21 protein-coding genes are annotated in these 22059 nt (G+C 63.6%); 11 read left to right on the forward strand and 10 right to left on the reverse strand.

Features of this window, described 5'->3' with window-relative positions; all coding sequences use genetic code 11:
- Positions 1–99: 99 nt before the first annotated feature.
- The 3 genes from bfr to ACODS1_RS01120 form a co-directional block, all read right to left on the reverse strand.
- Complete coding sequence (gene bfr, locus ACODS1_RS01110) at positions 100–570, reverse strand: bacterioferritin (protein ID WP_489084193.1); 471 nt, start codon at positions 568–570, stop codon at positions 100–102.
- Between the two features lie 276 nt (positions 571–846).
- Complete coding sequence (glpD, locus tag ACODS1_RS01115; protein ID WP_489084194.1) at positions 847–2373, reverse strand: glycerol-3-phosphate dehydrogenase; 1527 nt, start codon at positions 2371–2373, stop codon at positions 847–849.
- 199 nt (positions 2374–2572) lie between these two features.
- Positions 2573–3331, reverse strand: coding sequence for a DeoR/GlpR family DNA-binding transcription regulator (locus tag ACODS1_RS01120; RefSeq protein ID WP_489084195.1), 759 nt, complete (start codon positions 3329–3331; stop codon positions 2573–2575).
- Between the two features lie 98 nt (positions 3332–3429).
- Here ACODS1_RS01120 and ybaK point away from each other — a divergent pair, with 98 nt between their 5' ends.
- The 4 genes from ybaK to ACODS1_RS01140 all read left to right on the forward strand — a co-directional run bounded on the left by ybaK (position 3430) and on the right by ACODS1_RS01140 (position 7134).
- Positions 3430–3900 carry a Cys-tRNA(Pro) deacylase gene (gene ybaK, locus ACODS1_RS01125; protein ID WP_322981635.1) on the forward strand — a complete coding sequence of 157 codons (471 nt, stop codon included), beginning with the start codon at positions 3430–3432 and terminating at the stop codon, positions 3898–3900.
- 82 nt (positions 3901–3982) lie between these two features.
- Complete coding sequence (glpK, locus tag ACODS1_RS01130; RefSeq protein WP_489084196.1) at positions 3983–5470, forward strand: glycerol kinase GlpK; 1488 nt, start codon at positions 3983–3985, stop codon at positions 5468–5470.
- 8 nt (positions 5471–5478) lie between these two features.
- Positions 5479–6237, forward strand: coding sequence for a substrate-binding periplasmic protein (locus tag ACODS1_RS01135; RefSeq protein WP_489084197.1), 759 nt, complete (start codon positions 5479–5481; stop codon positions 6235–6237).
- Positions 6238–6327: 90 nt separating this feature from the next.
- Positions 6328–7134 (forward strand): PhzF family phenazine biosynthesis protein, encoded by an 807-nt coding sequence (locus tag ACODS1_RS01140; protein WP_489084198.1) that lies wholly within the window; start codon positions 6328–6330, stop codon positions 7132–7134.
- 3 nt (positions 7135–7137) lie between these two features.
- Here ACODS1_RS01140 and ACODS1_RS01145 read toward each other — a convergent pair whose 3' ends face one another.
- Together ACODS1_RS01145 and argF are read right to left on the reverse strand one after the other, a co-directional pair.
- Positions 7138–8241 carry an ABC transporter ATP-binding protein gene (locus ACODS1_RS01145; RefSeq protein ID WP_489084199.1) on the reverse strand — a complete coding sequence of 368 codons (1104 nt, stop codon included), beginning with the start codon at positions 8239–8241 and terminating at the stop codon, positions 7138–7140.
- Complete coding sequence (argF, locus tag ACODS1_RS01150; RefSeq protein ID WP_322981640.1) at positions 8238–9158, reverse strand: ornithine carbamoyltransferase; 921 nt, start codon at positions 9156–9158, stop codon at positions 8238–8240. Before argF ends, ACODS1_RS01145 begins: the two co-directional genes overlap by 4 nt.
- A gap of 335 nt (positions 9159–9493) precedes the next feature.
- Here argF and ACODS1_RS01155 point away from each other — a divergent pair, with 335 nt between their 5' ends.
- From ACODS1_RS01155 to grxD, 3 genes are all read left to right on the forward strand, one after another.
- Positions 9494–9925: a hypothetical protein gene (locus ACODS1_RS01155; RefSeq protein ID WP_047588458.1), complete on the forward strand. Its 432-nt coding sequence runs from the start codon at positions 9494–9496 to the stop codon at positions 9923–9925.
- Positions 9926–10069: 144 nt separating this feature from the next.
- Positions 10070–12178, forward strand: coding sequence for a molybdopterin oxidoreductase family protein (locus ACODS1_RS01160; RefSeq protein ID WP_489084200.1), 2109 nt, complete (start codon positions 10070–10072; stop codon positions 12176–12178).
- A 226-nt stretch (positions 12179–12404) separates the two neighbouring features.
- Positions 12405–12731: a Grx4 family monothiol glutaredoxin gene (grxD, locus tag ACODS1_RS01165; RefSeq protein ID WP_489084201.1), complete on the forward strand. Its 327-nt coding sequence runs from the start codon at positions 12405–12407 to the stop codon at positions 12729–12731.
- Between the two features lie 65 nt (positions 12732–12796).
- Here the strand turns inward: grxD and ACODS1_RS01170 are convergent, their stop codons facing one another.
- The 3 genes from ACODS1_RS01170 to ACODS1_RS01180 are packed head-to-tail and all read right to left on the reverse strand — an operon-like array spanning position 12797 to position 15897.
- Complete coding sequence (locus ACODS1_RS01170) at positions 12797–13135, reverse strand: YdbL family probable chaperone protein (protein WP_489084202.1); 339 nt, start codon at positions 13133–13135, stop codon at positions 12797–12799.
- A gap of 34 nt (positions 13136–13169) precedes the next feature.
- Positions 13170–13361, reverse strand: coding sequence for a YnbE family lipoprotein (locus tag ACODS1_RS01175; RefSeq protein ID WP_322981644.1), 192 nt, complete (start codon positions 13359–13361; stop codon positions 13170–13172).
- A 4-nt stretch (positions 13362–13365) separates the two neighbouring features.
- Entirely contained in the window at positions 13366–15897 is a 2532-nt protein-coding gene (locus ACODS1_RS01180; RefSeq protein WP_489084203.1) for an intermembrane phospholipid transport YdbH family protein, read from the reverse strand.
- Positions 15898–16030: 133 nt separating this feature from the next.
- On the opposite strand from ACODS1_RS01180, the gene ACODS1_RS01185 reads away from it, so the two are divergent.
- From ACODS1_RS01185 to ACODS1_RS01200, 4 genes are all read left to right on the forward strand, one after another.
- Positions 16031–16399 carry an antitoxin Xre/MbcA/ParS toxin-binding domain-containing protein gene (locus tag ACODS1_RS01185; RefSeq protein WP_322981646.1) on the forward strand — a complete coding sequence of 123 codons (369 nt, stop codon included), beginning with the start codon at positions 16031–16033 and terminating at the stop codon, positions 16397–16399.
- Between the two features lie 17 nt (positions 16400–16416).
- Positions 16417–17169, forward strand: a complete 753-nt coding sequence (locus ACODS1_RS01190) for an RES family NAD+ phosphorylase (protein WP_489084204.1) — start codon at positions 16417–16419, stop codon at positions 17167–17169.
- A 439-nt stretch (positions 17170–17608) separates the two neighbouring features.
- A complete protein-coding gene (locus tag ACODS1_RS01195; protein ID WP_322981647.1) occupies positions 17609–17860 on the forward strand; it encodes an SEL1-like repeat protein in 252 nt (83 codons plus the stop codon).
- Between the two features lie 178 nt (positions 17861–18038).
- Positions 18039–19400 carry a DNA recombination protein RmuC gene (locus ACODS1_RS01200; protein WP_322981726.1) on the forward strand — a complete coding sequence of 454 codons (1362 nt, stop codon included), beginning with the start codon at positions 18039–18041 and terminating at the stop codon, positions 19398–19400.
- Positions 19401–19584: 184 nt separating this feature from the next.
- Here the strand turns inward: ACODS1_RS01200 and ACODS1_RS01205 are convergent, their stop codons facing one another.
- On the reverse strand, positions 19585–20532 hold the full coding sequence (locus ACODS1_RS01205) for an alpha/beta fold hydrolase (RefSeq protein WP_489084205.1): 948 nt from the start codon (positions 20530–20532) through the stop codon (positions 19585–19587).
- Positions 20533–20783: 251 nt separating this feature from the next.
- Complete coding sequence (locus ACODS1_RS01210) at positions 20784–22040, reverse strand: MgtC/SapB family protein (protein WP_489084206.1); 1257 nt, start codon at positions 22038–22040, stop codon at positions 20784–20786.
- Between the last annotated feature and the right edge of the window lie 19 nt (positions 22041–22059).

Raw genomic sequence — 22059 nt, forward strand, 5'->3', positions numbered from 1 at the left:
TTGTCGTGGCTGAAGCCTTCCCATGCCATGCCTTGCAAGCGGATAGCGGCAATAAAAAACGGGAGCCCTTGGCTCCCGTTTTTCGTATTGCGGATGGCCTTACTCGTCCATCTGCGATTGCAGGTAGTTCTGCAGGCCAACGGCTTCGATCAGGCTCAGCTGGGTTTCCAGCCAGTCGATATGCTCTTCCTCGGACTCCAGAATGTCTTCCAGCAGCTCGCGGCTGGCGTAGTCACCGGCACTTTCGCAGTAGGCAATGGCGGCTTTCAGGTCGGCATGGGCCTTGTGCTCGATCTTCAGGTCGCACTCGAGCATTTCCTTGGTGTTTTCACCGATCAGGATCTTGCCCAGATCCTGCAGATTGGGAATGCCTTCGAGGAACAGGATGCGCTTGATCAGCTTGTCGGCATGCTTCATCTCGTCGATGGACTCGTGATACTCGTGCTCGCCGAGTTTCTTCAGGCCCCAATCTTCGTACATGCGCGCATGCAGAAAATACTGGTTGATCGCGACCAGCTCGTTACCAAGGATCTTGTTCAGGTGTTGGATAACTTTCTTGTCGCCTTTCATGGTCGCTCCTGCTGATGTAGCCGATAGGTTTACAGAACGGGATTTTCAGCCTCGTTCTACCAACTGTCAAACCTAAGTATTTGAAAGATAAGCGAAAATAAAACTGAATAAGAATGTTTAGATTCCGCATCGAAGCGCAAGTATCTGAATTCAAATAACAAATAAAACGGGGCAGGGCGCGCCGCGTCAAAAACGGCGAAAGATGACAGAAAAAATAATTTCTGCCGCGCGATAAAAAGCCCCGCTGAGCGGGGCCTGGGTGTGCGCAAGAAGTCGTCAGGCCGCCACAGCGGAGGGGTGGTGTTGTTGCAGGTACTGCTGCAGGCGCGTTTGCTGGCCTGGGCTCATGAACAGGCCGAGCTTGCTGCGCCGCCAGAGGATATCGCTGCTGCTGCGCGCCCATTCCTCGCGGCAGAGATAGTCCACTTCGCGGGTATAGAGCCCTGCACCCAGATGTTCGCCGAGGTCGGTCAGGTTGTTCACGCCTTCGAGCAGGCGCCAGGCCCGGCTGCCGTAGCTGCTGGCCCAGCGCTGGGCCAAGGGGCTTGGCAGCCAGCCGAAACGCGCGCTCAGCGCTTCGCTGAGGCTGGCAACGTCCTGCATCTGCTCGCCGCCGGGCAGCGTGGCACTGGCCGTCCAGCTACCGCCCATGTGGGCAAAGCTCGGTTGCAGCAGTTTCATCGCCGATTCAGCCAGCTTGCGATAGGTGGTCAGCTTGCCGCCGAATACCGACAACAGCGGCGCTTCGCCCGGAGCGCCGGCCAGCGCCAGGGTGTAGTCACGGGTAATCGCCGAGGGTTCGTCGGACTCGTCATCGCACAGCGGGCGCACCCCGGCGAAGCTGTGCAGCACATCGTCACGCGTAAGCTGCTTGCGGAAATGGTCGTTGACCACCTTGAGCAGGTAGTCGGTCTCCTCGGCAGTGATCGTCACCTTGGCCGGGTCGCCCTGGTACTCGCGATCAGTCGTGCCGATCAGGGTGAAGCGCTCCAGGTAGGGAATGGCGAAGACGATGCGCCGATCCTCGTTCTGCAGGATATAGGCCTGTTCGCCCTCGTAGAGCTTGGGCACCACGATATGGCTGCCCTGGATCAAACGAATGCCATAAGGCGATTGCTGCTTGAAGTCTTCGCGCAGCAGACACGCGACCCAGGGGCCGGCGGCATTGACCAGGCCGCGCGCGCGGATCGAGAACAAGCTGCCATCGGCACGCTCCAGATGCACATGCCAGAGGCCCTTGCTGCGCCTGGCGCTGACGCAGCGCGTGCGCGGGTGAATGTGTGCGCCGTGCTCGCGTGCGGCCATGGCGTTGAGCACCACCAGGCGGGCATCGTCCACCCAGCAGTCGGAGTATTCGAAACCGCGGGTGATCTCGCGTTTCAGCGGGCTGCCGGCACCGAAGCGCAGGCCTCGCGAACTCGGCAGACGTTCGCGCTTGCCCAGGTGGTCATAGAGGAACAGCCCGGCGCGGATCATCCAGGCCGGGCGCAGGTGCGGGCGGTGCGGCAGGACGAAGCGCATGGGTTTGACGATGTGCGGTGCCTTGGCCAGCAATACTTCGCGCTCGGCCAGAGCCTCGCGCACCAGGCGAAATTCGTGATGCTCCAGATAGCGCAGGCCGCCATGGATCAGCTTGCTGCTGGCCGAGGAGGTATGGCTGGCCAGGTCGTCCTTTTCGCAAAGGAACACGGATAGCCCTCGACCCGCCGCATCGGCGGCGATCCCCACACCATTGATACCACCGCCGACGACGGCGAGGTCATAGACTTCTGCAACTGGGCTGGCGAGATGGTCGTGAGGCATGGCGGCACGCTCGGCTATTGAATTCGAATGTAGTGATGTTCACTTTCGAAAATATGCTAGACGAAGATGTGCGCTTCCGCCAGTCGGCTGCACAGTGACGCGCCGAGCGGTAGTCAGGGATAGGTTTGCTGTGGGGCGGGTGCAACCCGCCGGCGTGTTGATGGCGGGTTGCGCCAGCCCTACTTGAAACCTGCGTCAATCAAACCAGGTCGAGCTGAACCTTGTTGGCCCGCAGCAGGCGTTGCACCGCGCTGGGTGGCTCGCTATCGGTGAAGACGCGGTCGACCAGGGTGATGGAGCCCAGGCGTACCACGGCGTTGCGGCCGAACTTGCTCGAGTCGGCAGCCAGGAAAACCTGCCGGGCATTGTCGATGATGGCTTGGGAGACGCGCACTTCCTGATAGTCGAAGTCGAGCAGGCTGCCGTCTTCGTCGATGCCACTGATGCCGACGATGGCGTAGTCGACCTTGAACTGCTGGATGAAATCCACCGCTGCCTGGCCGACGATGCCGCCATCGCCGCGCACCGTGCCGCCGGCCACCAGCACTTCGAAGTCCGCCTTGGCACTGAGTTGGGCGGCGACATGCAGGTTGTTGGTGATGATCTTCAGGTCCTTGTGGTTCTGCAGCTCGCGAGCGATGGCTTCGGTGGTGGTGCCGATGTTGATGAACAGCGAGGCATGATCAGGGATCTGCGCTGCCACGGCTTCGGCGATGCGCTGTTTCTCCTCCCGCATCTGTCCGGCACGCATGCCGTAGGCGGTGTTCTGGATGCTCGAAGCCTCGCAGGCCGCACCGCCGTGAGTGCGTCGCAGCAAGCCATGCTCGGCCAACTGATTTATATCGCGGCGGATGGTCTGCGGCGTGACGGCGAAGGCCTGGGCCAGTTCGTCGATGCTGACGTAGCCGCGTTCGCGGGCGAGATTGAGGATGTCGTGCTGGCGCGGAGCGAGGTTCATGAGCGCTTCCTGTGAAGGTTGCCCATTATAGGGTGTAGCGATGGGCGTTTTCCGCCTGCTACTGTAAGGCATCTTCCCTCGCGTTTTCACATTCGAACATGACGCCTGCAATCGATCTGTTGAAGAAGGCCAAGGCCGAACACCGTGTGCACAGCTACCAGCACGACCCCAAGGCACCGTCCTACGGGCTGGAAGCAGCGGAAAAACTGGGGCTGGCACCGGAAACGGTGTTCAAGACGCTGCTCGCCGCCACCGAGAAGGGCGAGCTGCTGGTGGCAGTGGTGCCGGTGGCCGGCACCCTCGACCTCAAGGCGCTGGCCAGTGCGGCCGGTGCGAAGAAGGCGGACATGGCCGACCCGGCCGCCGCGCAGCGGGCGACCGGTTACCTGGTCGGAGGCATCAGCCCATTGGGGCAGAAGAAACGTCTGCGCACCTTCATCGACGAGTCGGCCCGGTTGTACCCAACCATCCATGTCAGCGGCGGCCGCCGCGGACTGGAGCTGGAACTGGCGGCCGAAACCCTGGCCCTGCACACGCAGGGACAATTCGCTGCTATCGGCAAGGCTTGAGCAGCGGGTTATGCTGCCCCTCAGAATGATTCAACATGTAGGCAAAAGCGGCGAACGTTGCCGATAACAACAAGGAAATGCCATGTCTCACTACCTGTTAGCCATCGATCAGGGCACCACCAGCTCGCGCGCCATCGTTTTCGATCGCGAAGGGCGGCCGGTGGCCCGCGCGCAGCAGGAGTTCCGGCAGTTTTTCCCACAGGATGGCTGGGTCGAGCACGATGCCGAGGAGATCTGGGCGTCCACCCTCGAGGTTTGTCGCAGCGCCATCGCCAGCAGTGGGCTGAGCAGCCAGGCGATCGCCGGCATCGGCATCACCAATCAGCGGGAAACCACCCTGGTGTGGGATGCCAGCAGCGGCGAGGCCATTCATCCGGCCATCGTCTGGCAGGATCGTCGCACCGCCGACTATTGCGCGCGGCTCAAGGCCGATGGCCACGAGGCCGACGTCACGGCGCGTACGGGCTTGTTGATCGACCCCTATTTCTCGGCTACCAAGCTGCGCTGGATCCTCGAGAACGTGCCAGGTGCGCGCCAGCGGGCCGAGCGCGGTGAGCTGCGCTTCGGCACCGTCGACAGCTTCCTGCTCTGGCGTCTGACCGGTGGCAAGGTGCACCGCACCGATGCCAGCAATGCCTCGCGCACCCTGATGTTCAACATCCATACCCAGCAGTGGGACGACAAGCTGCTGGAGCTGTTCGACATCCCCGCCAGCCTGCTGCCTGAGGTGCTCGACTGCGCCGCCGAGTTCGGCCATACCGATGCCGAGCTGCTCGGTTCGTCCATTGCCGTGCTGGGCATGGCGGGCGACCAGCAGGCCGCCTTGATCGGCCAGGCCTGTTTCCAGCCGGGCATGGTCAAGAGCACCTATGGCACGGGCTGCTTCATGATTCAGAACACCGGCAGCGAGCCGGTCAGCTCGAAGAATCGCCTGCTCACCACGGTTGGTTACCGCCTCGGTGGCAAGGTCACCTATGCGGTCGAGGGCAGCATCTTCGTCGCGGGCGCGGCCGTGCAATGGTTGCGCGATGGGATCAAGCTGATTGGCCATGCTCGCGATAGCGAAGCGCTGGCCGAAGCCACTGGCGAGGCATGTGGTGTCTACCTGGTGCCGGCCTTCACCGGTCTCGGTGCGCCGTACTGGGATCCCAAGGCGCGCGGTGCGATCTTCGGTCTGACTCGTGATACCGGGATCAAGGAGATCGTCACTGCCGGCCTGCAATCGGTGTGCTACCAGACTCTCGATCTGCTCGAAGCCATGCGCCAGGACGGTGCGGCCGCGCCCAGCGCCTTGCGCGTGGATGGCGGCATGGTGGAGAACAACTGGGTCATGCAGTTTCTTGCCGACATCCTCGGCGTCAGTGTCGAGCGGCCTGAGGTGACCGAGACCACCGCGCTCGGCGTGGCCTACCTGGCTGGCCTGCAGTTGGGCTTGTACGCCGATCTCGATGCCATCGCCCGCCACTGGCATCGCCAGCAACGCTTCGAGCCGAAGATGGACGAGGCCACGCGAGGGCGCCTGTACGCCGGTTGGCTGGATGCCGTGCAGCGCGTGCGCAGCGGCGGCTGAGCAGCGCCATGCGCGCCTGGCTGCTGGCGATGCTATGGCTGCTGAGCGCCGGCACCTTGCGTGCCGAAACCCTGGTTATCGCCGGTGACCTGTGGTGCCCGGTCAACTGCGCAGCCGATGCCGAGCGCCCAGGAATCTTCGTCGAATTGGCGCAGCAGATATTTGCCGAGTCGGGCATCGAGGTCGAATACCGCGTGCTCAATTGGGCGCGGGCCGTCGCCGATACCCGCAGCGGGCGCCTGGGGGCGGTCATCGGCGCCGGTGTGCAGGATGCGCCTGACTTCATCTTCACGCCGACCGCCCCGGGGCTCTCGCGCATGTGTTTCTACGCTCTGCGTGGCGATCCGTGGCGATATCAGGGCTTGGAATCCTTGGTGCAGCGGCGCCTGGGGGCGATCAACGGCTACAGCTACGGTGCCGAGCTGGATCTGTATCTGAACCGTCATCTGCAATCGCCCCAGGTGCAACTGGTGACAGGTGATAAGGCCCTGGCCACCAACCTGCGCAAGCTGCGTCGCGGGCGTGTCGATGTACTGGTGGAGAACGCCTGGGTGATGGAGGCCGTGCTCGCCGAGCGTCATCTGTTCACTGAAATTGTCGAGGTGGGCTGCCGACAGGGTGATATCCCCATCTATCTCGCCTTTTCGCCGCGCCTGCCGCGAAGCGCCGACTATGCACGGCTTTTCGAGCAGGGGCTGCAGCGCTTTCAGGCCGATGGTCGCCTGCAGGCGCTGATGAGCCGTTACGGCGTGAGCAGCATGCGCTGACCCAACTGTTATGCGCCAGCTGTGTCTGGTTTGCGTGCTGGCTTGCAGGCAAGCTCGGTCGACTTGTCTTTCAGCCAGGAACCGCTGCCCATGCCCCTCGACTTTCATCAGATCGATGCCTTCACCGACCAGCCCTTCGCCGGTAATCCTGCCATGGTCTACCGCCTGGATAGCTGGCTCGACGAGGCCCGGATGCAGCGTATCGCCGCCGAACATAACCTGGCGGAAACCGCCTTCGTGGTGAAGGAGGGCGACGTCTGGCATATCCGCTGGTTCACCCCCGGCAGTGAAGTGCCGCTATGTGGGCATGCCACGCTGGCGACCGCCAAGGTGCTGTTCGATCTGTATGACGAACCCGGCGAAGCGCTGGACTTTACCTGCCTGTCCGGATCGCTGCGCGTGACCCGTCAGGGCGAGCGCCTGGAGCTGGATTTCCCGGTGCGCCCGACCGTGCCGGTGACGCCTGCGCTACAGGCCGATGTCGAGGCGGCGCTGGGCCGGCCGGCGCGCGAGATTCGCGCATTGCTCAATCCCGACGGTAGCGTGCAGGAGTTGATGGCCGTGCTGAGCAGCGAGGCAGAGGTGCGCACATTCGAGCCTGACCTGCAGGCGCTGGCGGCCCTGCCGGGGCTCGGTGTGCTGATCACTGCGCCAGGTGAGCGGCATGATTTCGTCTCGCGTTATTTCGCCCCAGCTATCGGTATCAACGAAGACCCGGTCACCGGCTCGACGCACTGCATGCTGGTGCCTTACTGGGCCGAGCAGCTTGGGCATGAGCGCTTCAACGCCTTCCAGTGCTCGGCGCGTGGTGGCGAGCTGCACTGCCAACTGCAGGGTGAGCGGGTGAAGATCGCCGGGCATGCCCGGCATGTCGCCAGCGGTCAGTTGTTCGTCTGACGCTCAGTCGCTGCTGGCCCGGCGCACGCCGCTGGGCTCGCCGAGGCTAATCTGGGCGGCCACGCTGCCCTGAGCCGGGAACGCCACCAGATGGTCGGCAGCGATGCGGATGCCCACTTCGTCGCCCGGCTGGTGGTCGGCATGGCTGGGGAATATCGACTCCAGCTGACTGCCGGTGGGCAGTTGCAGGCGATACAGGGTGGCGGCGCCGAGGAAGGTCTTGCCGACGATGCGCGCCTTCAGTGGGCTGCCTTCGTCCGGCACGATGTCGTCCGGGCGCAGCAGTACGTCGACCGCGCTGCCTGTTGCCCAGGTATAGGCACGGTTGCCACGAATCTCGCCCAGCTCGGTCTGCACCGTGTCCGGGCTGCGCAATTGGCCACGGATGAAGTAACCCTGACCGATGAAGCTGGCGACGAAAGGTGTCAGCGGCTCATGGTAGAGGTTGAAGGGGGTGTCCCACTGCTCCAGGTGTCCGCTCTTGAACACGCCGACGTGATCGCTGACGGCGAAGGCTTCTTCCTGATCGTGAGTGACCAGAATGGCGCTGGTGCCACGCGCCTTGAGAATCTCGCGTACCTCATGGCTCAGGCGTCGGCGCAGTTCGCCATCGAGGTTGGAGAACGGCTCGTCGAGCAGCAACAGTTGCGGTGAGGGTGCCAGCGCGCGAGCCAGGGCGACACGCTGTTGCTGACCGCCAGACAGCTCGTGTGGGTAGCGCTTGGCCAGATGGCCGAGCTTGACCAGATCGAGCAGTTCCTGGGTGACGCGCTCGGCGTCAGCTTGCTGGCGGATGCCGAAGGCGACGTTCTGTGCCACGTTCAGGTGCGGGAAGAGGGCGTAGTCCTGGAACACCATGCCGATGCGGCGTTTCTCCGGCGCCAGAGTGAAGCCGGGACGAGAGATGATCTCGCCACCCAGTTCGATCTCGCCGGTCAGGATCGGCTCGAAGCCGGCGATGGCGCGCAGGGTGGTGGTCTTGCCGCAGCCAGAGGGGCCGAGCAAGCAGCCGATATCGCCGGCGTTGAGGTGCAGATCGAGTTTCTGCACCACGGTGTGCGCGTGGTAGCCGCAGCTCAGCCCGCGCAGCTGCAGCAATACACTCATGCGTGGTGGTACGCCGGCTCGACCAGCAGTTCCAGCAGCGCCTTCTGCGCGTGCAGGCGGTTCTCGGCCTGATTCCAGGCGACCGAGCGCGGATCGTCGAGCAGGTCGACGCTGATTTCTTCGCCACGGTGCGCCGGCAGGCAGTGCATGAACAGCACGTCATCGGCGGCGAGATCGAGCAGGGCAGGGGTGACCTGATAGGGGCGGAACAGCGCCATGCGCTGCTCGGCTTCATCTTCCTGGCCCATCGACGCCCACACGTCGGTGCTGACCAGGTGAGCGCCGGCCACGGCTTCGCGCGGATCGCGCACGACCTGCACGCGGTCACCAGCCAGGGCCAGGAAGCGCGCGTCCGGCTCGTAGCCTTCTGGGCAGGCGACCTTCAACTGGAAGTCGAACTGGATCGCCGACTCGATGTAGGAATTGCACATGTTGTTGCCGTCGCCGATCCAGGCCACCGTCTTGCCAGCGATGCTGCCGCGGTGCTCGAGGAAGGTCTGCATGTCGGCCAGCAACTGGCAGGGGTGCAGGTCATCGGACAGGCCATTGATCACCGGTACTCTGGATTTGGCGGCGAACTCGGTGAGGTTGCTGTGGGCGAAGGTGCGGATCATCACGGCATCGAGCATGCTCGACATGACGATGGCAGCGTCGCCGATCGGCTCGCCACGGCCCAACTGGGTATCGCGTGGCGAAAGGAAGATGGCCTGGCCGCCGAGCTGGATCATGCCGGCCTCGAAGGACAGACGAGTACGGGTCGAGGCCTTCTCGAAGATCATGCCCAGCACGCGATTCTTCAGCGGCTCGAACAGCACGCCGCGATTGCGCAGATCCTTCAGCTCGATGGCTCGGCGGATCAGCCCCACCAGTTCGTCCGGTGTGTAATCCATCATCGAGAGAAAGTGTCTGACGCTCATCGTTAACTACCTATATGACTACAGTTCGCAAGTTTGGGCCTTCGGCGTAACCGCTGAAAACGGCGAAACTTGCGGCAAGAGGCCGCAGGATGCGACGAAACAGGGGGAGGCGCGATCTTATAAGGAAATGACGAGACGGCGCAAATTGCCGCCCCATAACCGACAAATTCCTGTTTTGTAAGCCTTTTCCCAAAGGCGCGTGCGAGATGTCACAAAACTGACATTCTCGCTTGCACCGCTCTAGCACGCGCTTCTAGGATTGCGCCGCCTTTCCAAGGCAATGCATTGCCCCCGTAATGGGGTACCCATGGAAAAATTGTGCAAAGGAGTTTTGCATGAAACACGTAGCCTACGCCGCAGCCTTCTCCGCTCTCGCCCTGCTGACTGGCTGTGCCAGCCAGAACGTTAGCCAACCCACTCTGCCCCTGGGCGGTGGTGTTGAAACTAACCTGAAGGCAGACGTCAAGGTCGGCGAATCCATCTCCGGTCAATCCTCTGTGAACATCCTGTTCGGTGTTCTGAAGCTGGGTGGCGACACTCAGTTCGCCGACGGCGTGACCTACGGTGGTGGCGAGGGTGGTTTCGCGCTGGGTCTGGACCCGGTCGCTTCCGCCAAGTCCGCAGCTGCTTACAAGGCAGTCAAGGCCTCGGGTGCTGACGTGATCGTCGCCCCGCGTTACGAAGTGAACGTTCAGGATTACTTCGTATTCAAGACCGTTAACGTCAGCGTTACCGGCAAGAAAGGCACCGTTACCTCCATCCGTTGATCGGATCGGTAATTGCCTGAATCGGCAGGCTTGATGCCTGCCGATTCATGAGACGAACGCTGCTGGCGTCGTCGTCTCGCCCGGCCCATAGTTCCAGACCTGCGACCTGACCGGTCGTCTCGGATCAGAACAAGAGGCCAGGCCATGACCAAGTCCCTCCATTACCGTGCATGCCATTTGTGCGAAGCCATCTGCGGCCTCGCCATCGAAACCGAAACCCAGCCTGACGGCAGCACGCAGATTCGCTCGATCAAGGGCGATCCTCAGGACAGTTTCAGCCGTGGTCACATCTGCCCCAAGGCCGTGGCCCTGCAAGACATCCAGCACGATCCCGACCGTATCCGCCAACCCATGCGCCGCATTGGTGAGCAGTGGCACGCCATCGACTGGGATGACGCCTTCGCGTTGGTAGCCGAACGCCTGAGTGCGATCCAGGCCGAACACGGCGCGAACGCCGTGGCGGTCTATCAGGGCAACCCCAGCGTGCATAACTATGGGTTGATGACCCACAGCAACTATTTCCTCGGTCTGCTGAAAACCCGCAGCCGTTTCTCCGCCACTTCGGTGGATCAATTGCCGCATCACCTGACCAGCCACCTCATGTATGGCCACGGCCTGCTGATACCGATCCCTGACATCGATCACACCGATTTCATGCTGATCCTCGGCGGCAACCCGCTGGCGTCCAATGGCAGCATCATGACCGTGCCGGATGTGGAAAAGCGCCTGAAGGCCATCCAGGCTCGCGGCGGCAAGGTGGTGGTGGTCGACCCGCGGCGCAGTGAAACGGCCGCCATCGCCGATCAGCATCTGTTCGTGCGGCCCGGCAGCGATGCTGCCTTGCTGCTGGGCATGCTCAATACCCTGTTCGAGGAAGGCCTGACGCGCGACAGCCATCTGCCCGTGGACGGGCTGGAACAGGTGCGTGCCGCCATCGCCGGCTTCCACGCCGAGGCCATGAGCGCTCGCTGTGGCGTGCCGGCGCAGATTATCCGCCAACTGGCGCGTGACTTCGCCGCTGCCGACAAGGCGGTGTGCTACGGACGCATGGGCGTCTCCACTCAGGCCTTCGGTACCCTGTGCCAGTGGTTGGTGCAGGTGATCAACCTGGTCACCGGCAATCTCGATCGCGTGGGCGGTGTGCTCTGCACCTCGCCGGCGGTTGATCTGGTCGCCAGCACCTCGGGTGGGCATTTCAATCGCTGGCAGAGCCGCGTGTCCGGCCTGCCGGAATATGGCGGCGAGTTGCCGGTCTCGGCGCTGGCCGAGGAGATGCTGACGCCGGGTCAGGGGCAGATTCAGGCGCTGGTCACGGTGGCCGGTAACCCGGTGCTGTCCACGCCCAACGGTCGCCAGTTGGAGCAGGCGCTGGACGGTCTGGATTTCATGCTCTCGGTGGATTTCTACATCAACGAGACGACGCGTCATGCCGACCTGATCCTGCCGCCGACCGCGCCGCTGGAACATGACCACTACGACACCACCTTCAATGTGTTCGCGGTGCGCAATGTCACTCGTTTCAACGAGGCGGTGCTGGCCAAGCCGGACGGTGCGCTGCACGACTGGGAAATCTTCGTCGGCCTGGCCAAGGCATTCGCCGCGCGCAACAACCTCGAACTAAAACCGACCATGGCGCCGGAGCAGATGATCGACATGGGCCTGCGCTTCGGCCCCTATGGTGATCGCAGCGAGCACAAACTCAGCCTGGCAGCCCTGCGCGAACATCCGCACGGGTTGGATCTGGGGCCTTTGCAGCCAAATCTGGCCGCCCGCCTGAAAACCCCGAGCAAGGCCGTGCAGGCTGCTCCCGAGTTGTTGCTGGCCGATCTTGCGCGTTTTGCCGAGCAGGAACAGCCGAGCGAGCATGAGCTGCTGCTGATCGGTCGCCGCCACGTGCGCAGCAACAATTCCTGGATGCACAACTATCACCGTCTGGTGAAGGGCAAGCCGCGCCATCAGTTGCTGATGAACCCGGCGGATCTGGCCAGCCGTGGCCTGGTCGACGGTCAGCGTGTGCAGGTTCGCTCACGTGTTGGCTGCATCGAGGTTGAAGTGGCAGCCAGCGACGAGGTGATGGCCGGTGTGGTCAGTTTGCCGCACGGCTGGGGGCATGCACGCCCCGGCGTGCAGATGGATATCGCCCGCGCCCAACCCGGCGCCAGCGCCAACGACCTGACCGACGAGCGCCAGCTCGATGCCTTGTCTGGCAATGCGGTGCTCAATGGGGTGCCGGTGGAGGTAGTGGCTGCGTAACGACCTGCTGCGCGTCGGCCCTGCTGCGTTAAAAACAGGCTCAGACTGCTCATTTACAACTTGTAAACTCCGCGTCCTCGCCTGTTTTTGCCTTGCATGGCTCTAGCTCGCTAGGTCGTAAACAGCTCTAGGGATGACGGCAAGGCCGAGCATTGTGCTCGGCTTTTCGCTACAATCGCGCCACCGTGGCGACCGTCGGGTCGCGAAGTCTATGCTGAGGTGCCCCATGGATATCATCGAAACCATCAAAGAGCAGATCGCCAACAACACCGTTCTGCTGTACATGAAAGGCTCGCCCAACGCCCCGCAGTGTGGCTTCTCCGCCCGTGCTGCACAGGCTGTGATGGGCTGCGGCGAGAAGTTCGCCTACGTCGACATCCTGCAAAATCCGGAAATCCGCGCCAACCTGCCCAAGTACGCCAACTGGCCGACCTTCCCGCAGCTGTGGGTGGGTGGTGAGCTGGTCGGCGGTAGCGACATCCTCTCCGAGATGTACGAGAAGGGCGAGCTGCAGACCCTGATCAAGGATGCCGTGAGCAAAACTGGCGCCTGATCGCCGCTCTCGCAAAAAAGAACCCGCCTCGGCGGGTTCTTTCGTTTCTGCGGTTGGCCTGGGCGTTATTTCTGCACCCACTGGCCGTTCAGCTGGATGAACTGGCCTTTGGGCGTACGCTCGAGGGCTTTCTTGCCGGCAATGGCTTCGACGTCACCAAGGGCGATGCCGTTGTCCTTGGCCACCTTCTGGTATTCGGCGCGCCGCGCCTGGTTGATCAGACGGGCAATCTCCTCGGCCTGAGCGCCCGGCTTGACCACGCCGAGGTAACCATTGGGCTGCTCGCCCAACTGACCGCCGGCCTTGGCGTCGCCCAGGGCGCTCATGGCCTGGTTGAGGTTCAGCGCATAGGCCGGCAGGCTCAGGGTCAGCGCCAGCAACAGGGTCGACAGGTATCGCATCATCGTCTCGCTCCTTGGAATCCGTGGGTGGCCGGGCTCAGAACAGGCCGCTGTCTTCGTTGAATACGTTGTCCAGCGCCTTGTCCACCTTGATGTAGATCTCGTGCTCGACCTTGACGTTGAGGTTGATATTGATCGGCTCGTTGGGCATGGCCAGCTGCACGGTCGGGGTGCAGGCCAGTATCGACAGTCCCAGACCCAGGACTGCGAGCAAGCGGCACAGAGGCATGGCGCTACTCCTTGTTTTCATGGGGGACACGCTGGCGCATCCGTTGCTGAATCCGTTGCTGGATGATGTCACTGACCTTGTCGGTCAACTGCAGGCTGGCCAGCAGGGTTGGAATGTCTTCTTCCAGGTTGATGCTGAAGTGAATCGGCCGGCCCTGCTCGATAGCGGGGTTCTGTCCGTGCAGGCGCATACCAAGACGCAGTGTGCCGGACGGTTGGTAGTCGAGGCTACTGCTGAGCAGGTCGTAGTGGAAGTTTTCCAGGGCATCGGTGACCAGCTTCATGCCGGGGTTGGCCTGGCCCATGGCGCGAATGCGTGGCGAGTGAAAGCTGAGCTGTCCACCGGGCGCGCGCGCCTCGATATGGCCCTGCTCGATGCTGATGCCCTGGCCCAGGCGCAAGGGCAGGGTGCCATCGAGTCGCCCGTTGCCGGCCAGGCCTTCGGCAGGGTAGACGCGAAACAGCGTCTGCAGATCCAGGCCGCTGAGTTTCAGCGGCAGCACCTGTTCAGGCTGCGCCAGATCCCACTGAGCGGCATCCAGGCTGAGCTGACCGCCGAGCACACCCAGATCGGCACGTTGCAGGTGGACGTTGCCACGTGCCGGGGCGCTCGCCGCAGCCTGGTATTCGCCCTGCAGATGCAGCGGGCCAAGGGCGATGCCGGGGTTGATTTCGCGGGCGCTGAGGCTCGGTAGTTGCAGATTCAGTTTCTGGCCCTGCTGGTTCAACTGCAGGGTAGCGTCGAGGCCGCTCAGGGTGCTGCGGTCATAGATGCCGGCGAGGCCCTTGGCGACCAGCTCGGCCTTCAGGCGCAGCGGTTGCCCGCTGGTCAGGTCGAGGCGGGCGCTGCCCTGCAGGCGGCCATTGTCCAGCGTCAGCAGCGGTGGCCAGTCGGCCAGAGTGGTCGGCAACGGGTTGCCGGCGCGCAGGAACAGCTCGTCGAGGCGTGCGTCCAGCTGCAGCTTGCCGGTCTGTTCACGTTGCAGGTGCAGTTCCAGTTGCAGGCCGGAGTCGGCCAGTAGCGGGCCCTGCAGTGACTGAGCCTGGAGAGTGGCCTGTAGCTGGCTTTGCCATTGCCAACCCTGGGTGTGCAGCGCTGCGTGTTGCAGGTCGCCGATGCTGAACTGCAGCGGCCCCAGCAGCTCGGGGGCTTGCGGCGTCCCCCCGATATGCAGACCACTCAGCTCGACTGCCAGGCGTTGCGCCTGGATGCCTTCTCCTTGCAGGCGTTGGATCTGCAGGCGTGAGTCCGGCAACAGTTGCAGGCTCAGTTGCTGTGCATCGAGCTTGCCGCTCAGTTGCAGGTCAACGCCGGCCTTGTCGAGCTGGCCGTCTGCCAGGCTCAGGCGCTCGCTGCTTGCCTGCAGGCGTGCAGCGGCGATCTGCAGCGACCAGTCCGGCTGCTGTCCGAGTAGCAACGTGGCTTCGCCTTGCAAATGCAACGATCCCTGGCTGGTCAGTTGCAGGTGTACACCGAGGTTGGCGTCTTCTGTTGCCGGTAGTGCGGCCAGATCGAGCGTCAGCAAGCCGGGTTGCAGCCCCTGGATGACGTCAGCTAGCCAAGGGGCGCTCTGCGGATTGAGCTGCAATTCGCCCTCGGCGCGGTGCGCTTGCCAGCGCCCGCTGTCGTTGATCAGGTTCAGTGTCAGCTTGCCGCTGAGCAGGCCCATTGCCGGCACCGGCCAGGGCTGCGGCAGGCGTGCATCCAGATTCAGCCAGCCGGGTGACGCCAATAGCTGTTGCAGGGGGGTGGCTGCATCGAGCTGTACCTGCCACTGCGCATTGAGCGCCGCTTGTTGCGGCAGGTTGCTCAACGATTGGGTATCGAGCAGCGACCACTCGCCCAGCCAGGCGACGAACCAGGCGATATCGGTAGTGCCTGGCGTATTGAGCCGCCCCTGCCACTGCAGGTGCTCGTCACGACGCTGCACCTGCGTGTCCAGTTGCAGTTGCGCCTGGCCGTCGAGCCGCAGTTCGGCCGACAGATGGCGGGCGCTCAGGGCGGCGGGCTGCAGCCCCTGAAGCGTGGCGTCCAGTTCGGCGTCGTGCTCGCCACGCAGCAGGTGAGTGTGTAGGTGCAAGGCCTCTTCACGGTGTGACAGTTCCAGGTCGCCTTCGAGCAGGCAGTGGCCGCTGGCGCAGGGCAGCAGGGCGGTGAAGCGCTGTAGCTGGATCTGGCTCGGCAGCCAGGCGAGCGCTTTGCCCAGCGACTGCCAGTCGAGAGCGGTGCTGCTGTCCTGCCTTTGCGGCGAGGCTGGTTGCAGATCCAGTTGCAGATCGTCTAGCAGCAGGCGCGAGCGCGGCCACAGTTGCCATTGAGCCTGGCCGGCGTGCACCTGCAGGCTACCGTCCAGGCGTCGCAGCGTCAGGTCATGCATCCGCACACCGTGCAGCGTCGGGCCAAGGCTGCGCCAGTCGAGCTGCAGGCCTTGCTCGTCCAGCAGGCGCTGCAGGCGGTAGCTGGCGTAGCTACCCAGCCCCACCAGCACGACCAGCAGTCCTGCCAGGCTTCTCAGCCAGGGTCGCCGGCTGCCCATTCCTTGTCCTCTTGAGCGGATTCCCGGCGACGGTACCCCAAGGGGCTGATGAGTGCCAGGCCAGGGGGATTCTGCTTTGTGAAAATGCAACTTTATGAGCTAGTATTGATTAAAACAGACGCAGGAGATGAGCATGAGTGCCATCAGCCAGCAGTTGCCGGATGCCGACGCCGTATTGGCCAAGGCGCTGCTCAATACCCGTGAACAACTGGGCCTGACCCAGCAGGAGCTGGCTGCCATCGTCGGTGTGCACCGCAGTGCCATCAGCCGCTGGGGAGAGGGTGGTCTACGCCCACAGAGCAAGAGCGGTGAACTGGCCCTGCTGTTGATTCGCGTGTACCGCGCCCTGTTCGCCCTGTTCGGCGGCAACCAGCAGGACATGCGCCATTTCTTGCGCACCGAGAACCACCATCTGGCCGGCGTACCGCTGCAACTGATGGGGCAGGTGCAGGGGCTGGTGCGGGTGGTGGAATACCTCGACGCGATACGCGGCAAGCTGTGATGACGGGTGGCATGGCCATGGACATCTGGCAGGCATGTGAGGGCGAGCGACAGATTCGCCCGTTGGGCGGCACCTTGTTGCGCATGGTGGAGAGCCAGGTGCAGGTGGCGACCCTGCAACTGGTGGATAACCTGGCCGAGCAGGCCCTGCTCGAGGAGTTGCTGGAAGGCAGCAAGCCGCCATTGCCGACCGGTAGCGAGCCGCTGCATTACTTGCTGAAGACGCCGTTTCGTTATCCGCCGCTACGGTGGGGGTCGCGCTTCGGCAGCGTGCATGAGCCCAGCCTGTTCTATGCCGCGCAGCGCCTGGACACGGTGCTGGCCGAAGCCGCCTATTACCGCTTCGTGCTGTGGGTCGGCATGGCCAGCCCGCCGCCCAGCGGGCGCATCCTCTCCGAGCATTCCACCTTCGAGGCGCGTTACCGCGTCGAGCGTGGCATTCAATTGCAGCTGCCACCCTTCAGTGAGCACCAGGCAGTGCTGGCGCACCCCAGCGATTACCGAGCGACTCAGGCCATTGGCATGGCCATGCGCGCAGCCGAGGTGCAGGCGTTCCAGTTTCGCTCGGCGCGCTGCCCGGTCGGCGGCAGTAATGTCGCGCTGTATGCACCTTCGGCCTTTGCCGAGAAGAAACCACGCAATCTGACCCCCTGGCTGTGCGAAACCACGGTCGACTACGTGGCCTTCAAGCATGCCCAGGCACCGGATCAGCCTCGTCTGTTTTACCGCGAGCAGTTTCTGGTGCAGGGACGGCTGCCGCAGCCTGCCTGAACGATCAGCAAAAGCCCTCCTATGCCCTGAAACAGAGCGCTGCGCGGATTTGCCGCACAGACTTGTGCACAATGGCGGCGCAGCCTGTCATGTCACTGTCAGAAAGTGTCGTAACCGTTTGATTTTTCGTGGAGCCTCAATAAGTCAATGAAAAATATGCAATTTTTTCATTGGTGAAAAAATCGACAGTTTGTCTGGAAGCCCCATTTCATCGGCCTTCAAGCGCCTTTCGCCCAAGTTGTTCACGGAGTTATCCACAGGTTCTGTGGATTGTGCCAAGCAAGCGCTCTGGAACGCGAGTCGGGCCGTCTGGCAAGTCTTTACCTTGGCGAAAAAAGGAGTAGAGTGGCGCGCCCCGGCAGCAACCCCCCCTTTATTTATGCCTCGCGCTCTACCAGCTCCATCGTCCGTAACGCGTTCCAACCGTGCCCGTCTGCCCATGCGTGTCGCGCTGTGGCTGCTCGACCGTCCGCGCCTGGGTCAGGCGCCCAGTGTCAAACGCATCGCTGGCAACCTGCTCAAGCAACCGGCGCGCAAAGGCTGCGTGCAGGCGCAAAGTCGCCTCGGCCAACTGCTGTGCCGTGATTGTGGCAACACCCGTGATCGCCGCATCGGCCTGGAATTGCTGCGTCAGGCTGCCCGCGCCGGCGACTCCGGTGCCCAGCAGGAGCTGGATCGCCTGTCGCGCTGAGCCGTGCTGGCCCCATGCACGAGGCCGGCTGGGTATACTCCCGGCGCTCAAACATGGAGTGTCTATGCCCGTCGATCCCCTTTCCCTCGTCATTGGCGTCACCGTCGCACTGGTTCCGCTGCTGGCTGCTGTCTGGTCGTTGCAGCGCCGCATTGGCCATGAGCAGAGCGAGCAAGCGCTGCTGCAGGAGCGCCTGGAGCATGCCCAGCTGAGCCAGGCCGGCCTGCTCGCCCAACTCGATGCCTGCCGCGCCGAGCTGGCCGAGGTCAGTGAGATCAAGGTCGAGCAACAGACCGAACTGGCTGGCCTGCGCCGCGAGAATGAATTGCTGCAGCAGGAGCGGCAGATCGCCCGTGAGGCGGCGCAATCCTGGAACCAGCAGCGTGAGCGCAGCGAGGCCGAACTGCGCCGACTGACCGCCGAATGTGCGGCGCTGTCCGCCGAGCTGCAGGAAAATCGCGAGAACCAGCAACAGCGCCTGGATGATCTGCAGGGCGCGCGTGATGAGTTGCGTGCGCAGTTCTCCGAGTTGGCGACGAAGATCTTCGACGAGCGCGAGCAGCGTTTCGCCGAGACCAGCCAGCAGCGCCTCGGGCAATTGCTCGACCCGCTCAAGGAACGCATCCAGGCCTTCGAGAAGCGCGTCGACGAGAGCTATCAGCAGGAAGCGCGCGAGCGTTTCTCCCTCGGCAAGGAGTTGGAGCGCCTGCAGCAGCTCAACCAGCGCCTGGGCGATGAGGCCACCAACCTGACCCGCGCCCTGAAAGGGCAGAAGACCCAGGGCAACTGGGGCGAGCTGGTGCTGGAGCGGGTGCTGGAGCACGCCGGCCTGGAGAAGGGCCGCGAATATCGCACCCAGGTCAGCCTGAAGAGCGCCAGTGGCGAGCGTTACCAGCCGGATGTGCTGGTCAATCTGCCGGGTGATCGCCAGGTGATCGTCGACGCCAAGGTCAGCCTCAGCGCCTATCAGCAGTTCGTCGCGGCCGAGGATGAGGCCAGCCGCCAGCAGGCGCTGCGCCAGCACCTGGTGTCGTTGCGCAGCCACCTCAAAGGACTTTCCGGCAAGGATTACCAGCGCCTGGAAGGCTTGCACAGTCTGGATTTCGTGCTGCTCTTCGTGCCCATCGAAGCCGCCTTCGCCACAGCCCTGCAGGCCGAGCCGGATCTGTTCCAGGAAGCTTTCGAGCAGCAGGTGGTGATCGTCAGCCCGACCACCCTGCTGGCGACCCTGCGCGTGATCGACAGCCTCTGGCGCCAGGAGCGTCAGGGGCAGAACGCCCGTGAGATCGCCGAGCGTGCTGGCCAGCTCTACGACAAGTTCGTGGCCTTCATCGCCGACCTCGACGAAATGGGCAGCCGTCTGCAGCAATTGGACAAAGCCTATGGCGCCGCCCGCAACAAGCTGGTCGATGGGCGCGGCAATCTGGTCGGGCGAGTCGAGAACCTGCGCTTGCTGGGCGCTCGCGCGAGCAAGAACCTGCCGGCTGACCTGCTCGAGCGCTCGGCCGACCTGCCGGCGCTGGACGAGTTGCCAGACTAGGCTCTGTACGAAAAGTCGTCGAGCGAAGGTCAGGCGATACCGATGGCGGCCCCGCAAAAACAGGTGAGGAACGGACTGGGCTCGCATTCGAGTTTACGAGCTGTAAATGAGCATTCGACCGGGCTGGCGTTCCAGCCTGTTTTTAACGAAGCATCACCAAGTGCAGGCACTTTTCGTACAGAACCTAGCTCGTCATGGCCCGTGCCGGCCGCTCGCAGGCACCGCTGCCTTCCAATTGCCCGACATAGTCACGCAGCCAGCCGGCCAACTCATGAGGCTTGGCCAATGGCTGCCAGTGGCCGGCGGCGATCTCGCGTCGGGTCAGCAGCGGCGCCCATTGCTGCAAGTCCTCGAACAGTTGCGGCCTTACGAAGCGATCATGGCGCGCCACGATCAACTGCACCGGTACCCGAGTCGAGCGCCGGCGCGGCCTGAGCAGGCAGTCGAGGAAGTTGGCGCGATACAGCTGCACGCCATGCATGCCATCGGCGCGCTGGCTGGCTGAGCGGTGTGGCGCTTCGACACCTTCGAACTGGCGCAGCAGCCAGGGCCAGGCGCGATCCAGGCCCAGACGCCAGCTCAGCTCGGGCAGCAGTGGCAGATGGAAGAAGGCGATGTACCAGGAACTGAGCAATTGCCCGCCCGCTTGCAGCCAGGGGCGCAGGCGGCGTTGGCCCAGGCGCTCGCGCAGCCAATGGCCGACATGATCCAGGCAAGGGCCGGACAGGCTGGTATAGGACGCCAGCAAGGGCTGCATATGCGGTTCGGTCACCGCCTCCCAGGCCTGGATCGAGCCCCAGTCGTGCGCGACCAGGTGCACGGGGCGATCCGGGCTGGTGGCCAGGATCACCGCTTCGAGGTCGCGTGCCAGGTGCTGCAGGCGGTAGGCCTGGCACTGGCGAGGCTTGTCCGAGGCGCCGAAACCGCGCACATCATAGGTGATCAGCTGGAAGTCGGCGGCCAGCGCATCGATCAACGACAGCCATACGCCATGCTGATCCGGGTAGCCGTGCACCAGCAACAAGGGTGTCGCGCCAGTCCGGCCCCAGCATTGCACCGCCAGATTCACGCCGTCGCCACGCACGATCAGGCGCCGCGCGGGCTGTAGAGGTCGCGCCAGTGCTGTGTTCACGATGCAGTCCACTCGGCTCGGTTGTGGGGAAAGCTCGACATGTTCGGCTCCGCGCAAGGGATGGGGGAGAACGCTCGCCGGCATTGTTGTGCCCAATGCCTGGCTTGCCTAGCCATCGGGATGAGCGTGTGGAGCCGTTACCGCAGCGCTGCAACGGCTCTGGCACGCGGCTCTGCGGGAAAATCAGGGGCGATGCGCACCGCTTGGGCGGAGGCAAGTCCAGCCCTTGGTTCGGGTGAGTGGACAGCGGCTCAGAGCAGGAGCAGTGTGCTGGCTCCGATGAGCAGGCCGAGCGCCATGATCGGCAATGTGCGGATGGCCAGGTGGCGCCCGCCGATCAGGGCGATCAGCCCGCCCTTGACCAGGCTGTTGCTCAACGCCGCGAGAAAGATGCCGCGCACAGCCACCTGCGGATCCAGTTCCCCCGAGGCGCTGCGGGCCAGCGATAGGGTGATGGCGTCGACGTCCGCCAGCCCTGAGAGCAGCGCCACCAGATACACGCCAGCATCGCCTACGCCATGTTGGGCGGCCTCGACGAGGAACAGGATGAGCAGCAACAGGGCGGCGAAGCGCAGTGCGGGTGCCAGCTCGAATGGGTTCTTCAGCGGTGGCTCGCCGGCGTTGGCTGGCTCGCGACCGGCCAGGCGATAGAAGAGCAGGGCGCCGCCCGCGTAGACCAGCGCGGCGCTGAGCAGCGGCCAGGCCAACTGCATGAGTAGGCCGTGGTTGACCAGCCCCACCTCCAGCAACACCCGGGGAAACATCAGCGCCGAGGTCGCCAGCAAGCCGCAGGCGAGCAGCGCCAGCAGCTGGCGTTCGCCCTGCAGGCGTGCCAGGGTGAGGGTCATGGCGGTAGAGGAGACGATCCCGCCGAGCAGCGCCGTGATCAGCAGGCCGTGGCGCGTGCCCACTAGGCGGATGGCGACGTAGGCGGCAAAACCGATGGCGGCGATGGCCACCACCATCCACCAGATCACGTACGGATTGAACACGTCCCAGGGGCCATAGCCCTGATCGGGCAGGGCAGGCAACAGCACCAGGGAGATGAACAGCAGCTTCAGGGCACCGAGCAGTTCATTTTCACTCAAATGCTGCAAGGCGCCATGCAGCGTACGCTTGAGGCTCAGCAACAAGGCCACCGCCACCGCCCCGGCGGCCGCCAGCGAGGCCTGGTCTGCAACCGCCAGGCTGCCAAGGGCGAAGGTGATCAGCAACGCCACCTCGCTGGTCATGCCCAGCTCCTGACGCTGAATCAGATCGCCGATATAGGACGCCAGCACCAGCGCCGTGAAACCGATGAACATGGCGGCCCAGGCCAGTACGCCGAAGCGCTCGCCGAGCAACATGGCGAAGCCACCGAGCAGCCCGGCCAGGCCAAAGGTACGGATGCCTGCCGCCAGGCGCGCATCGTCGTGATTGCGCTCCTGCCAACCGCGCTCGGCACCGATCAATAGCCCTGCTGCCAGGGCGCTGGCGAAGTTGAGCAGCAACTGCAGGGCATCGGACATGGGGCATCCTTGGGGCGGC

The sequence above is a fragment of the Pseudomonas sp. FG29 genome, from assembly GCF_057809355.1.

Excerpts from the sequence above, each read along its gene's own strand:
- glpD (WP_489084194.1), bottom strand. The coding sequence starts at position 2,373 with ATGCCTCACGACCATCTCGCCAGCCCAGTTGCAGAAGTCTATGACCTC.
- ACODS1_RS01135 (WP_489084197.1), top strand. The coding sequence starts at position 5,479 with ATGCGCGCCTGGCTGCTGGCGATGCTATGGCTGCTGAGCGCCGGCACC.
- ACODS1_RS01140 (WP_489084198.1), top strand. The coding sequence starts at position 6,328 with ATGCCCCTCGACTTTCATCAGATCGATGCCTTCACCGACCAGCCCTTC.
- ACODS1_RS01190 (WP_489084204.1), top strand. The coding sequence starts at position 16,417 with ATGGACATCTGGCAGGCATGTGAGGGCGAGCGACAGATTCGCCCGTTG.
- ACODS1_RS01175 (WP_322981644.1), bottom strand. The coding sequence starts at position 13,361 with ATGCCTCTGTGCCGCTTGCTCGCAGTCCTGGGTCTGGGACTGTCGATA.
- ACODS1_RS01155 (WP_047588458.1), top strand. The coding sequence starts at position 9,494 with ATGAAACACGTAGCCTACGCCGCAGCCTTCTCCGCTCTCGCCCTGCTG.
- glpK (WP_489084196.1), top strand. The coding sequence starts at position 3,983 with ATGTCTCACTACCTGTTAGCCATCGATCAGGGCACCACCAGCTCGCGC.
- ACODS1_RS01195 (WP_322981647.1), top strand. The coding sequence starts at position 17,609 with ATGCGTGTCGCGCTGTGGCTGCTCGACCGTCCGCGCCTGGGTCAGGCG.
- ACODS1_RS01210 (WP_489084206.1), bottom strand. The coding sequence starts at position 22,040 with ATGTCCGATGCCCTGCAGTTGCTGCTCAACTTCGCCAGCGCCCTGGCA.
- ACODS1_RS01180 (WP_489084203.1), bottom strand. The coding sequence starts at position 15,897 with ATGGGCAGCCGGCGACCCTGGCTGAGAAGCCTGGCAGGACTGCTGGTC.
- ACODS1_RS01185 (WP_322981646.1), top strand. The coding sequence starts at position 16,031 with ATGAGTGCCATCAGCCAGCAGTTGCCGGATGCCGACGCCGTATTGGCC.
- ACODS1_RS01160 (WP_489084200.1), top strand. The coding sequence starts at position 10,070 with ATGACCAAGTCCCTCCATTACCGTGCATGCCATTTGTGCGAAGCCATC.
- grxD (WP_489084201.1), top strand. The coding sequence starts at position 12,405 with ATGGATATCATCGAAACCATCAAAGAGCAGATCGCCAACAACACCGTT.
- ACODS1_RS01170 (WP_489084202.1), bottom strand. The coding sequence starts at position 13,135 with ATGATGCGATACCTGTCGACCCTGTTGCTGGCGCTGACCCTGAGCCTG.
- ACODS1_RS01120 (WP_489084195.1), bottom strand. The coding sequence starts at position 3,331 with ATGAACCTCGCTCCGCGCCAGCACGACATCCTCAATCTCGCCCGCGAA.
- ACODS1_RS01145 (WP_489084199.1), bottom strand. The coding sequence starts at position 8,241 with ATGAGTGTATTGCTGCAGCTGCGCGGGCTGAGCTGCGGCTACCACGCG.
- ybaK (WP_322981635.1), top strand. The coding sequence starts at position 3,430 with ATGACGCCTGCAATCGATCTGTTGAAGAAGGCCAAGGCCGAACACCGT.
- argF (WP_322981640.1), bottom strand. The coding sequence starts at position 9,158 with ATGAGCGTCAGACACTTTCTCTCGATGATGGATTACACACCGGACGAA.
- bfr (WP_489084193.1), bottom strand. The coding sequence starts at position 570 with ATGAAAGGCGACAAGAAAGTTATCCAACACCTGAACAAGATCCTTGGT.